Below are 13,773 nucleotides of genomic sequence, written 5' to 3' on the forward strand. Positions count from 1 at the left end.
TCGGCGCCGGAAATCATGCGGCCGGTCTACTCTTGTAACCTTGTGCCCCGGCCAGGGTTTCTCGCCCGATCGCCGATTTCATCCGATTCCTCCGGTTTTCATGCCACAGAACGTCGTTTGGGGCCCGTTTGAGATCTTCCCCTCGCTGTGCTCGGCGTTTCTGCCGGGAGGGTTGCTTTCCAAAACCGCACGACCTCGGCGGGGAGGGGGGCTGTAGGAATTGGACGCCCTCACCGCTTCACTTGAGCCAGCTGGGATTCAAAAAAACTCGCCCAGCGTTGCGTTCGGTTCTACGACCGGCAGATTTCTATTGGTACGATACGCAGCAGGCCGCCGCGAGAGACGAACGCGGATTCGACAGGATACAGAATCGGATCCATCTCGACAGGGAAACCAACTCGGCTTGCCGCCGGAACCAACGCAGGAAACCACCACGAGCAAATCATCAACTGCTCGAATCGAAGGGAACATGACAGGAATGCTGCAAAAGCAACGAAAACTGATCCTCAACGAACGTCAACGCGATGCGATGCGTCACGCCGGACGCGTCAACGCCAGCTTGATGGACTACATCCGACCGCACATCAAGGCCGGAATCACGACGGGCCGAATCGACGAAATGATTGCCCAGTGGACGCTGGACAATGGCCATACCGCGGCGACGCTGGGGTATCAAAACTATCCCAAAAGCTGTTGTACCAGCATCAATGAGGTGATTTGCCACGGCATCCCTGACGAGCAAGAGCTGCAAGAAGGCGACATCGTCAATATCGACGTCACCACCATCGTCGACGGCTGGCACGGGGACCAAAGCGAAACGTTCTTGATCGGCGAGGTATCCGAGGAACGCCGGGCGGTCACCCAGTGTGCGTTCGATTGCATGCACATGGCGATCGACGCGTTGACCCCCGGGTGCACCGTTTCCAAAATCGGTGAAACCATCGTCCCCGAAGCCCATCGACGAGGGTTTTCTGTCGTCCGCGAGTACGTCGGACACGGCCTTGGAAAACAGTTTCACCTGGACCCGTCGATCCCACACTTCCCGAATCGACAGAGCCGGATCGATCGCCTGTTCCCGGGAATGTGCTTCACCGTCGAGCCCATGATCAATGCCGGAACACGCTACGCACGCTGTGACAAATCCGACGGCTGGACGGTGCGAACCAAAGACGGACGTCCCTCGGCGCAATTCGAACACACCGTGCTGATGACCGAGGACGGCCCGGAAATTCTGACCCAATGCAACGACGGCCCCCGCAAAGGTCACCAGTTCTAAGGCTCGTTCATCTCTCTCCGAAGACCCACATCATGAAATCGCTCCAACGTCTCGCCGCCTGCGCCCTGCTGACCTACGCGGTCCTGTTCAACCCCGTTCCGTCCGGCCGCGTCCACGGTCAAGACAATCCGCTGAAGGTGCTGCTGGTCGCCGGAGGCTGTTGCCACGACTACGCCACGCAAACCAAGCTGCTGAAGCAAGGCATCGAGAAACGGATCAACGCCGAAGTGACGGTCGAATTCAATCCCAGCAAGACGACCGGAACTCGATTCGAGATCTATGAATCCGATGACTGGGCCGAAGGTTACGACGTCATCGTGCACGACGAATGTTCGGCCTCGGTCACCGAGCGGCCGTATGTCAATCGGATCCTGGCAGCCCACCGCGCCGGAGTTCCCGCGGTCAACCTGCACTGTGCCATGCACAGCTATCGCTGGGGCGATTTCCGCAGCCCCGTCGAAATCGGTGCCGAAAACGCGGGCTGGTACGAAATGATCGGTGTCCAATCCACCGGCCATGGCCCGCAATCACCGATCGATGTGAACTACACGGCAGCGGATCACCCGATCACCAAGGGGTTGGCCGATTGGACCACGATCAACGAAGAACTGTACAACAACGTCCGCGTGTTCGGCAGCACCGAGGTGTTGGCCACCGGCGACCAACTGCAAGCCCCGCGAAAACGCGACTTGAAGACGAACCCCAATGCCAAACCCAAATCCGCCACGGCGGTCGTGGTTTGGACCAACCTGTACGGGCCGAATAAGACCAAGATCTTCAGCACCACGCTCGGCCACAACAATGAAACCGTCGGCGACGACCGCTACCTGGACCTGCTGTGCCGCGGGGTGTTGTGGGCAACCGACAACCTGAAAGCCGAAGAATAGTCGGCCATCTCAGCTTGGTTTCCGGGTAGTGGACGAGGCGACCACCAGGTGCAACACGGCGAACAATCGATCGTCGTCGATCCAGCTGCGGTGCAGTTCCAACCCCGCGCGGGCGGCCAGTTGTGCGAAACCGTCGACGGTGTACTTGTGCGAGTATTCCGTGTGGATCATTTCGCCACGCCGAAGCGGGAATGATTCGTCATCGATCCGAATGAGTTGGTCGGTCATCGATCGGATATAAATCTCGATCCGTGAAGCGTCGCTATTGAAAAACGCCACGTGTTCAAACGCATCGACGTCGATCTCCGCGCTGAGTTCGTCGGCGATCCGATGCAGCAAATTCAAGTTGAACGCCGCCGTCACGCCGGCGGCATCGTCATAGGCCCGTTCCAGGATCCGCACGTCTTTGACCAAGTCGATGCCGATCAGCAATCCCCCGCCACAACCGCACAACTCGGCGATCGATCGCAACAGGATCTCGGCCTGCAGCGGTTCAAAATTCCCGATCGTCGACCCCGGAAAGTAGACCGCACTGTGCGTCGGGGCGACGCGTGAGCGGGGCAGTGAAAACGGCCGGGTGAAATCGGCCGTGACCGGCAGGATCTCGATCTGCGGGTAGTCGTCGCGAAGCTGATCGGCGACCTGGTGCAGGTGGCGGTGGGAGATGTCGACCGGGACGTAGGCCACCGGATCGATCAAATGGTCCAGCAAGATTCGTGTTTTGACGCTGCTGCCGCTGCCGTATTCCACCAACATCGCGCCGCCACCGATCTGCGCGCCCATTTCCGCCGCATAACGATCCATGATCGCCTGTTCGGTCCGCGTCAGGTAATACTCGTCCAGTTCACAGATCTGGTCGAACAGTGCCGAACCGCGTTTGTCGTAAAAGTGCTTGCACGGCAGACGTTTGGGAAATTCGCCCAGCCCCTCGATCACGTCGCGTTTGAAGGCTTGTCGACGCGCCGATGCGTGTGGTGGTGCGGTTTTAAACAAGGTGAATGCCCGGTGGGGGTGTCGGTAGGTGTGAAACGGTTACGTCTTGGCCAGTCGGATTCCGGTGAATTGCCAACGAGACTCGGGGGCAAAAAAGTTCCGGTATGTCGGACGCACGTGTCCGGAGGGTGTTGCACAGGATCCGCCTTTGAGGACAAAGACGTTGCACATAAATTTTCCGTTGTATTCACCCAAGGCACCGGCGGGGGCACGGTAACCCGGGTAGGCCGAATAGTGGCTGCTGGTCCATTGCCACACATTGCCCATCGCATCGCCCAGGGCATCGTCGGCCGCGTCCTCGCGATCTGCCACGCTGCAAGACGACGGATGAATGCAGCGACCGGAACGGATCAGGTCATCGCTCCAATGGCCGGATTGTGTCGCCGCCAACGGTCGCTGGAGCCCGCGACAGACGGCATGTTCCCATTCGGCTTCGGTCGCCAAACGGCATCCGGCCCAGCGGGCGTACGCGTCGGCTTCGAAATAGCTGACATGACAGACCGGCTGGTCCAATCGGATCGCCTTGCGGCCGGACAGGGTGAATTGCGTCCACCGCGATCCCTGTTTGGACCAGTACAGCGGCGCCTCCCAGCCTTTGTCTTGGACCGTTGCCCAACCCAGTGAGAGCCAGAATTCTGGACGCTGATAGCCGCCGTCTTCCATGAATTCGAGGTACTCGCGGTTGGTCACGCAGCGATTGGCGATTTTGTACGGTTCCAAAAAAACTCGGTGTCGCGGCAATTCGTTGTCAAAGCAAAACGATTTGCCGTCATGTCCGATTTTGGCGACACCGGCATCGACGTCGATCCACGACGAAGTCCGCATCGTGTCGACATGCTCACATTCTCCCTCGCGGTAAACCGGATCAAGCGGGTTGCACGACAGCGCGTGTTTCAAGTCAGTCAGCATCAATTCCTGATGCTGTTGTTCATGATTGATACCGATTTCCAGCACCTGGCGTTGATCGTCGGTCAGTTCACCGCAGCCAAAGTGCGTCTGCATGGCTTGGTCGACGTACCGTCGGTACAGAAGCGTCTGTTCCAAATCGGGACGCGAGATCAACCCACGTTTGTCGCGCGGGTATTGCTCTCCAACGCTGTTGTAATAAGAGTTGAACAAAGACTCAAAACTTGGATCCAGCGGCCGGTAATCGCCGGTCGGTTTCAGCAGAAAGGTTTCAAAGAACCAAGTCGTGTGGGCCAGATGCCATCGTGTCGGGCTGGCGTCCGGCATCGATTGAATCGAACAGTCTTCGGCCGACAGCGGCTGTGCGATCTGTTCTGAAAACCGCCGCGTCCGAACATAACGTTCCATCAACACGTCGTGGTGCGGATCTGCAACCGCCGCGTCATCGACCAGATCGACGGCAGGCGGATCGCCAGTCGCTATGGTGTCGGCGCCGCCGTCTGTACCAGCTTTCGCAGCCATGTTGTCATCCCTTCTTCCGCGATCCGAATCAAAGTCACGACGCCATCACGCCGGTTCTTTCTAGGAACTCGATTCTAAAAGACAACCGCGTCGGGAAGGAATTCTTACAACAAAAATGTCGAATTCACATTTTTGCCAACTTCGCGAACGTTTTACGCCACGACTGCTGATCGGACGCTCGGCCCCTGAAGTGACGCTCTTGCCGCTCGCAATCCCGATTCGATCAACGTCGACGGATCGGTAAAATCGTACCACGGCAGGTAACCGACATCGGGACGGATCAGGATGTCGGCATGCGGCAATGAATGGCGTCGACACAGACGTTCGCCGATTTCTTCCATCCGCATCACGACGTCGATCGCCGTACCAAAGGTATCGATCCGTTGCACCGTGCTGCCGACATCGACGCCGATCGTTAAATCCGAAGCGTATGATTTCGCGATCGACAGCGGGATCGCGTCCAGTACACCGATGTCCGACAACAACATGTCGTCCCACTGGATCGGAGGAAAAAAGCCGGGGATCGCGGTGGAGGCCAGGATCGCTTTTCGCAATGGTCCTCGTTCCAGCACGATGCGGTGACCGCTCTTCAAATCCGCCGCGACGATGCTAAGCGGGACTTGGGTCTCCGAAAGATCGATGTCGGGAATCAAGGCCTCGATCGCCTCATGCAAGATCTGGTCGGACAACAGCGACGGGCTGCGGATGATTTTCGTCAGCCGGTGCCCGTGACGCATGATCCGTTCCAATCGTTGATACCACAGCGAGAACCAATCGGCCGGTCCGAGCTGTTGTGATTCCCGCCGATCGCGCGCCGACACCTTGGATGCGGCTACCATCAGTTGTCGACATTTTTCTGAAAAGACCGGCGAATGCAGGAGTCCGATCGCTTTGGCCTGCACCCGTTTGATGTCGGAATCGACGGCGCACAGGCCGCCCATCAAACTGCCGATGCTGACCCCAACGATGCGCTCGGTTCGAACTCCCGATTCACCGATCGCCTCCATGACGCCTAAATGCGCAAGCCCACGCGCCCCGCCGCCGCCGAGCGCAATCACCGCGCTACGATTGCGCTCCGGCCGCCCGCCGATCTCCAGCGACAACGGTTCTCGATTCTCTCTCGTTTGCATGGTTTTCACAAATTCGTCCAATGAAACGTCCTCCGACTCGGGTCTGACACGAGTTTCATTCCTTATACCCCTGCAGGATTTCCCCCGATTCGACGCCGCGAAGCTCGTTCCAGCCTTCATCGGCAATCGTTGCCCCCAACGAAGTGACCTGGCGGAAATCGCGATCGCTGGGGTGTGCCCCGGTGATGCGACGCCGCAATTCACGACAGACGGCGTCGGCCGCCGCACGCGTGACCGGGTCGTTCTGGCCGGCGGCGTACAACGCGGTGACCAGCATGGTGACCGCGTTCTGGATCTGCAGCGAAAGCGCCGACATCCGACATTGACGGTCGGCCAATTTCAATTGGTGACGTCGCATCGTGCCGCTGATGACCATGCCACTGGCCGAAAGATAACGCTGCGCGAAGCGGACATGGCGGTCCAGTTCGTGCGCGACGCGTGCGGCGGATGGCTGCGTCCAGCGAGCCGGACGCAACGTTCGTCCGACGTACCATTTGGTGTACCCCAGCATCGGGCGGCGCAACGCCCACAAGTGGCGCGGGTTGGCCAGGTTGGGTGCTTTGATGCCCAACTGGTGAAGCGTTTTGCCGATCGGTTCGAAGTGTTCTTTTCCGTGCTGCTTGACCAGCGACTTGAAGAACGCCATCCCCAACATCTCGCCTTCACCTTCGTAAATGCAAGGGGCCAAGAAATCGTGGACGTTGTCGCCGAACAAGTGTCCCTGTAAGAACGAACGCCCTCCGTGGGTCTTCATGAACAATTCGATCGCCGCTTCCTTTTGCGCTTCGCTGCCGAAGATCTTGGCGACGATGCATTCCATTTCGCCGCGGTAACCCTGGTCCAACAGGTTTGCACACCAGTGCGTCAACGCATCACAGGCGACGATCAAACCGGCCAGGTGGCCGACGCGACGTCGGACCAATTCGCGTTTCTCGATTGCTTGTCCATAGGTTTCGCGGTAACCGGCCCACGGCAACATCTCCGCCAGCATCCATCGCATCGCGCCGGCCGCGTTGGCGCACAACGAGACACGTCCCAGGTTCAGGCCGTGGTAGGCGATCGTCAATCCGTCGCCGTGGGGTGGGATCAAACGGTTGGCGGCCGGAACACGAAAGTCCTTGAACACCAGCCCGTTGTTTTGCGCCCTTTTGAGTGCAAAGATGCCGTAACGGTTAATTCGAAACGAATCGGTCTCCCGCTCGGGCAGTTCTGCGATCAAGACACTCGGTACGCCGTCGATTTTGCAGACCAACCCGATCGTTCGGCCGAAGGTGGCGTTGGTGATGAACAGTTTTTCGCCGTTGACCACGTAGTCGTCTCCGTCGCGGACCGCGGTCGTTCGCAAGGCCGTCAAATCGCTGCCGGCCCCCGGTTCGGTCAGCGCGAACGCGGACAGGCGGGTTCCGTCGGCCAGTCCCGGCAAAAAGCGACGTTTCTGTTCCTCGCTGCCGAACGCACGCAGCGGATCGACGGCGCCGATGCAGCCATGAACCGATGCCAGTCCGGCCACGGTCGGGTCGATCGTCGCCATCTGTGTGATCATGCGTGCGAAATCACGCATCGTCGCACCGGCACCGCCGTATTCGCGGCCGACCAACAATCCCCAATAGCCGGCATCGCCAAGATCTTGCAGCACTTCATCACTGATTTTGCCGTGTGCATCGATCAGGGATCCACGGCGGCGGTGCTCGGCGGCGACGCTGAGCGAACGGTCGACCACATGAGCGACCGCTTCGCTGGGCAGCGACAACTCGGGCTCGAACAATTCGACCGGAACATGACGATCCCAGATCGCTCGGTGGATCGGACTGTTGGACGTCTTGTATTGTTCGGCGAACAAGTCTTCAACCTGATCGTCGGCGGTGTCGATCACGCCGGTCCGTTGGGCTTCGTCCACCGACGCACCGCCCAGCCGCAGCGCGATCTCGGCGAACGATTCCTTTGGCGTCGTCGCCGTCGCGTTCGTTTTGCCGTCGCCATGCGATCGCTCCGGAGACTTCGGTGTCGCATTGCCGGCCGCCTTGCCCGATGTCACCACCGGTCCGGTCGCATTGGTCGTGGTCGGATCGATTTCTAAACTCATTGCTTGGCTCCCAGTTGAAGTGATGCCGGTGGTGTGAATCGGTCGCCGTACTGCGCATGCAGACGTTCCATGTTGTCCAGCACGGTCTGCGTCCCGATTTGATCGACCACGGCCAATGGTCCGCCGCGATGGGGCGCGAAGCCGGTACCGAGCACCATGGCCAAATCGATCGCCCAGGCGTGCTCGACGACGCGACGCTCCTCGCATCGAATCGCTTCGCCCATCATCAGGTACACCAGCCTGCGTTGGATATCCGAAAGGCCGTCGGTCAGAAAGCGTTCCGGCCGCGCAGGTTCGACGATGAAGTCCACGACTTCGGCGGTCTCACGTGGTTGTGGCTTTTTGCCGCGGTAGTCATAGAAACCACGTTTGGACTTGAGTCCGATTTCATTGCGTCGTGCCAAGGGCGATAACACGTCGACCACGTCATCGACGTCACGCATCACCGCCCCGAGTGACCGTGCGACGTGCAGCGCGACGTCCAAGCCGACATGGTCGAGCAACTGCAGCGGTCCCATCGGCATTCCGAAATCTCGCATCTCGCGATCGATCACCGCGATCGAGTGGCCTTCGCGGACCATCATGATGGCCTCGCCCAAGTACGGGAACAGGATTCGATTGACCAGGAATCCCGGCGAATCGGTCGTCACGATCGGGGTCTTGCCCAGCGCCCGCACCAGCGAGACCAGTTGGGCGATCGTCGCGTCGCTGGTTTCATCGCCGCGGACGACTTCGACCAATTCCATGCGGTGCACGGGATTGAAAAAGTGCAGGCCGGCGAATTGACTCGGCCGACTCAGCGACGCGGCCATCTCGGTCACCGATAGCGACGACGTGTTGGTTGCCAGGATTGCCGACTTGCGGACCGCCTTTTCGACATCGGCCAACACGGATTGTTTGACCTGCATGCGTTCGACGACGGCTTCGACGACGCAATCGACGTCCGCCAACGCGTCAAAATCCGTCCCGATGTTGATGCGATCGCGCAGTTCACGCACTTGGTCAGCACCAAATTTTTTATGCCGCCCGTAGTCGGCGACCAGCCGATCGATCCGCGCCGAACCCTGACTCGCCGCGTCGGCATCGACTTCCTTGACATGCACCGCGTAACCGCGAATCGCGGCGGCCTGGGCGATCCCTGCGCCCATCGCACCGCCACCGATCACGCCCAAGGTGCGGATCGGATCGCCGTGAATCATCTCCAGTGAATGCGGCGTCCAAGTCTTCAAGTTCCTCGCACGTTCCCGCGAGAAGAACAGTCGCAACAGTTGGCGACAGGTCGGCGTGTCGATCAAGTCGCAGAATTCCCGGCGTTCGGTCTCAAAGCCGTCCGCGTGAGCATCGTAGCCGTCGACGATTGCATGGATCGCTGCGGTTAGAGCGGGATAGTGTTTCGACTTGCCCGCCAGCCGTTTTTGAGTGAGCGAAAGGATGTGGCCACGCACCTGCGGAATTCGCTCGATCAGACGCCAGAGTGCAGCGGCACCGGGCAGCTTGCGACGCAGCGAACCGCCGCCGGCAAGCGTGTCGATCACGCGGACGATTTCGTCGCGCCATTGATCCGGCTGGATCGCCCGATCGACCAGGCCGATCTTCATCGCGTCGCATGCCGAAAGGTGCTTGCCCGACAGGATCATCGACAGGCTTTCTTTCAGACCAACCAGTTTTGGCAATCGCTGGGTGCCGCCCCAACCGGGGATCAATCCGAGTTTGATTTCCGGCAATCCGATCTTGGTGCTGCTGTTGTCGCGGGCGACGCGGTAATCGCACGCCAAGGCCAGCTCTAATCCGCCACCCAGACAGGGTCCGTGCAAGACGGCCAAGGTTGGCATCGGCAGGTGATCAATGCGATCAAACAGCTGTTGCCCCTGCTTCATCAACCGTTCGGCATGGTCGGCCGATTCAATCGCCTCGATCGCCTCGACGTCGGCGCCGGCCAAAAAGCCACTTTCTTTGGTGCTTTTGAACACGACCAGCTTGACGTCGCTGCGTGTTTCCAGCTCGTTGACGGCCTGTTCCAGTTCCGCCATCACCGATTCGTTCAGCACGTTCATCGGTCGGCCGGGAACGTTCAGTGCGATGCGGTAGACGCCGGAATCGTCCAGGGACAGCGTGAGGTTGGTTAGTTGTTGACGGGTCATCGTATCAGTCCTCCAGTTGGGTTCGGACGATCATGGCTACACCCTGGCCCCCACCGACGCACAAGGTCGCCAGGCCGATTTGTTTGCCGCGTTCACGCAGTGCGCGCAGGAGCGTCAAAACAAGTCGTGTTCCGGTCATTCCGACGGGGTGCCCCAGTGCAATCGAGCCGCCGTGGATGTTCATCACATCGCGAGAGAGCTGCCCCAGGGGTTGGGAGCGGCCCAGTTCCTCGGTCGCAAACGTTTTCGACGCGGCGGCGATTTCACAGGCGATCACTTGCGCGGCGAAAGCTTCGTTCAGCTCAATCAGGTCAAAATCACTTAGCGACATGCCGGTCTTGTTCAACAGCTTTGCCGTCGCATAGACGGGACCGAGTCCCATGCGATGGGGATCGCAACCGGCGATGCAGTAGTCGGTGATGTATCCGAGCGGTCGGTCGAATCGCTCCGCCGTCGCCACATCACTAAGGACCAATGCCGCGGCGCCATCGGTCAGCGGGCAACTGTTGCCCGCGGTGACGCTGCCGGCGGAGTCGAACAGCGGTTTCAGCCGTGCCAATTGTTCCAGTGACTGGCCGTCTCGTGGACCGTTGTCCTTTTCCACCACGCGTCCCTGTCCGGTGGTGATCGGAGCGATTTCGCCCGACAAGAAACACTTCTCGCGGGCCGTTGCCGCCCGTTGGTGACTCAACAGCGCAAACTCGTCTTGTTCCCCGCGTGTGATCCCGAATTCACGGGCCAACACCTCGGCGGTTTCGCCCATGTTCAATCCCGAAACCGGGTCGGTCAGTCCGAGCTGGATTCCGGCGACCGGTTTGAAGTGTCGCGGGCGAAACGCGGCCAGGGCCCGAAGTTTTTGCCACAGCGTCTTGCTGCGTGCCAGCCGCATCCAATTCGTTGCCGCGTCGCGTCGAAACAGCATCGGGATTTGCGACATCGACTCGGTGCCGCCGCCGACGACCAGCGACGCTCGCCCGGCGGCGATCGAATCCCAGGCCGCGATGATCGACTCCATTCCCGAGGCACAGTTGCGGTTGACGGTGTGGGCGATCCGCTCCTTGGGCATTCCCGCCGACAGCGCGATCACGCGCGCCAGATTGGCCGCGTCGGGCGGGCCGGCCACGTTGCCCATCACCAGCTCGTCGATCTGGCGGATGTCCATCGACTCGGACTTGGCCGCCGCTCGGGCGACCGCGTCGGTGACCACGTGCGTGCCGAGATCGACGGCACTGATCGCAGCCAAATCGGTGAACGCCTTGGATAGCGGTGTGCGTGCGCCGGCAATCACGGCGATCGGTTTGGTTTCTGATCTCGATGAACTCATTTCATGCTCCTCTGTTGATCGACTGCCTGCATCTCGCGAAGCTCGCGGCGAATCACTTTGCCCAAAAAGTTCCGGGGCAGATCGTCCGGGCAGTGCGTGTAGGCCCGTGGCCGTTTGTGCGCCGACAGATGGTTACGACAGTGTTCCTCCAACGACTCGATGTCCGGGGGCGAACCGTCGACGGTGACGATATAGGCATGCACCGACTCGCCGCGGGTTTCGTCCGGCATCGCGACCACCGCGGCGTCCTTGACGCTCTCCGCTTCGCACAACACCGATTCCACCTCGCTCGGGTACACGTTGAAACCCGAGGTGATGATCAAGTCCTTTTTGCGGCCCACGATGCTGTACCAACCGTCGTCATGGCGAATCGCCAAGTCGCCGGTGTGCAGCCAACCGTTGCGAATCGCCATCCGCGTCGCTTCATGATCGCCCCAATAACCCAGCATGACTTGGGGACCACGCACGCAAAGCTCACCGACTTCGCCATCGTCGACGTTCCGTTCCGGTTGGCCGGGCTCGGTGTTGGGATCGATGATTCGGCATTCCGTCATCGGCAACGGCAATCCGATCCGTCCATAGATCGGCTGCTGGAACAAGTGGCCGACGTGGGTCACCGGTGACGCTTCGCTCAGCCCAAATCCTTCGACGACTTGAGGCCCAACGTGTTGGTCTTCGTCGTGGCCGAAGCGACAATGTTCGGTGAATTCGCGGGCGACCGATTCCTCCAAGGACGCGCCACCGGAAATGATCCAACGCAATGAATCCAGTTTGTCGCTGGGGTGCTCGCGCAACCGTGCATTCATCGCCACCAGCATTGCCGGGACGGCATGAAAGACACTCGGTCGATGCGTCTCGATCAATTGAATCGTCTTGTTGGTGTTGAAACGATGATGCAACACCAGCGTTGCCGCCATCGCCGCGCCGCCCATCACGGTTGCCGACATGCCGTAACTGTGAAAGAACGGCAACACGCCCAACATCGTTTCTTCGCCAAACGAGCGTCGCGTCCAGACATATTGCTGCCACGCGTTGGCAACCATGTTCTGATGACTTAATGTCACCGCCTTGGGTGATCCGGTCGTGCCACCGGTCGGCAGGATGTAGGCCGGGTCTGAAGCCGGATCGATCGTGATCGGCTGCCAGGCACGTTCGATCGTCGCGATCTCTTCCCAGAACCATCCCACGCGATTGTTCGATCCTTGCGGACGCGCCTGTAACCACTGGTAACCGCGTTTGATCAAATACCCGAGCTGCTCATGAGCGGGCAATTGTTTGCGAATCGAAACCAACAACGTCGTCCGCAGCGGTGATGGACCCGCCGAATCATCGCCCGCAGAGTCCGGCAACAGATTGGACAACAAATCCAAACAGACGACATGTCGACACTTGGTCTTTCGCAGCAACGCATCCACTTCGCTGCGGACCATCAGCGGGCTGATCGCCAACACGATCCCGCCGGCACGCCAGATCGCGTTGGCCGCAATGATGTATTCCGGGACGTTGGGCAGCAACAATCCGACCCGGTCACCGGGGCGGACGCCCAGACGCTGCAACATCGCCGCGGCTCGTACCGCATCGGAATTTAAGTCGCGGTAAGTCCAACGCGCACTGCCATAAACGAGCGCCAATCGGTCGGGCAACTGGTCGGCGGCATGCTGCAACAATCCGAACGCCGGGCAATTGCGATAGCTGGACAATCCCCGCGCCGAATGTTTCGCCGCCGACCGGCCCTCTTCGCTGACTCGATCGCGCATCGTCCCCAATACATCCGATCCGGGACGAATCAATCGATCCTTGGCACCATCGGATGCCGATGTCGGGTGATCATTTCCGCTCGGTCCAACCATGACGGGTCTCTCCTCGGAAAAGGTCCCCTCCCTGGTTTGATCTCTGTGCGGTATCAACCTGGTGGTCGACACGACCGCTTCGAATCCGGCGCTCCGGGTTACGGATGCCGAATCGGCCCGAGAGAGAGCCCCGCTTCGCCCGGCGATTGCGGTGGCCGGGCCACCGGCGTCGCCGGCGAGACGGAGCTCTGCGAGGAGTGAGAAAAGGACGCGCTTGCGCAGCCTCGCGACTCCCGTCGGGGAGACACGAAGCCGTTTAGCGGTGCGGCAGCAACCGAGCCGAAATTGCCGCCCACTTCACGCACTCAATCATATGCCAGAGGCCATTAAAGGCAAATGAAAACGCGTAAAAATAAAATAAGGGTGCGCAAGACATCCTTGTGATGTTTATCACAATGTGCGGTGTGACAAAAGAGGGGGGGGAATTCACTCGGCCCTCATATTCCGCCGCAGCTTGGTTTTCGGGTAGCCGATGCGATCAGAGAGTCGCCGTGTTCTCCGAACTCGGCGTACCGAAAGAGCGGAGCTTTGCCCCCGCCGACCTCGGAGAGGACGGCGACTGTCCAGCCAAACGGATGACTGAGCCGCGGCCGGAATACTAGTGCTGTGGTCCAACAGGAACCTAAGATGACGAAGCAAAAAGGGGTTCTTCGCGGCATTT

General features: G+C 59.8%; 9 protein-coding genes. 2 read left to right on the forward strand and 7 right to left on the reverse strand.

Translation table 11 applies throughout. The features are described from left to right. Positions 1-478: 478 nt before the first annotated feature. Both map and H1B37_RS25405 read left to right on the forward strand, forming a co-directional pair. Complete coding sequence (map, locus tag H1B37_RS25400) at positions 479-1,276, forward strand: type I methionyl aminopeptidase (RefSeq protein WP_147871998.1); 798 nt, start codon at positions 479-481, stop codon at positions 1,274-1,276. A gap of 32 nt (positions 1,277-1,308) precedes the next feature. Further along, entirely contained in the window at positions 1,309-2,163 is an 855-nt protein-coding gene (locus H1B37_RS25405; protein ID WP_182870082.1) for a ThuA domain-containing protein, read from the forward strand. A gap of 9 nt (positions 2,164-2,172) precedes the next feature. Here H1B37_RS25405 and egtD read toward each other — a convergent pair whose 3' ends face one another. The 7 genes from egtD to H1B37_RS25440 all read right to left on the reverse strand — a co-directional run bounded on the left by egtD (position 2,173) and on the right by H1B37_RS25440 (position 13,112). After that, entirely contained in the window at positions 2,173-3,156 is a 984-nt protein-coding gene (gene egtD, locus H1B37_RS25410; protein ID WP_182870083.1) for an L-histidine N(alpha)-methyltransferase, read from the reverse strand. Between the two features lie 39 nt (positions 3,157-3,195). Next, positions 3,196-4,584, reverse strand: a complete 1,389-nt coding sequence (gene egtB / locus H1B37_RS25415) for an ergothioneine biosynthesis protein EgtB (RefSeq protein ID WP_286178160.1) — start codon at positions 4,582-4,584, stop codon at positions 3,196-3,198. A gap of 152 nt (positions 4,585-4,736) precedes the next feature. Beyond that, positions 4,737-5,714 (reverse strand): patatin-like phospholipase family protein, encoded by a 978-nt coding sequence (locus H1B37_RS25420; protein ID WP_182870084.1) that lies wholly within the window; start codon positions 5,712-5,714, stop codon positions 4,737-4,739. Positions 5,715-5,769: 55 nt separating this feature from the next. Next, positions 5,770-7,797, reverse strand: coding sequence for an acyl-CoA dehydrogenase family protein (locus tag H1B37_RS25425; RefSeq protein WP_182870085.1), 2,028 nt, complete (start codon positions 7,795-7,797; stop codon positions 5,770-5,772). Then, entirely contained in the window at positions 7,794-9,938 is a 2,145-nt protein-coding gene (locus H1B37_RS25430; protein ID WP_182870086.1) for a 3-hydroxyacyl-CoA dehydrogenase NAD-binding domain-containing protein, read from the reverse strand. Before H1B37_RS25430 ends, H1B37_RS25425 begins: the two co-directional genes overlap by 4 nt. 4 nt (positions 9,939-9,942) lie before the next feature. After that, entirely contained in the window at positions 9,943-11,262 is a 1,320-nt protein-coding gene (locus tag H1B37_RS25435) for a thiolase family protein (protein WP_182870087.1), read from the reverse strand. Continuing rightward, a complete protein-coding gene (locus H1B37_RS25440) occupies positions 11,259-13,112 on the reverse strand; it encodes an AMP-binding protein (RefSeq protein ID WP_182870088.1) in 1,854 nt (617 codons plus the stop codon). Before H1B37_RS25440 ends, H1B37_RS25435 begins: the two co-directional genes overlap by 4 nt. Positions 13,113-13,773: the final 661 nt, after the last annotated feature.

The organism is Stieleria mannarensis, assembly GCF_014154935.1.
GTDB classification, from domain to species: domain Bacteria; phylum Planctomycetota; class Planctomycetia; order Pirellulales; family Pirellulaceae; genus Stieleria; species Stieleria mannarensis.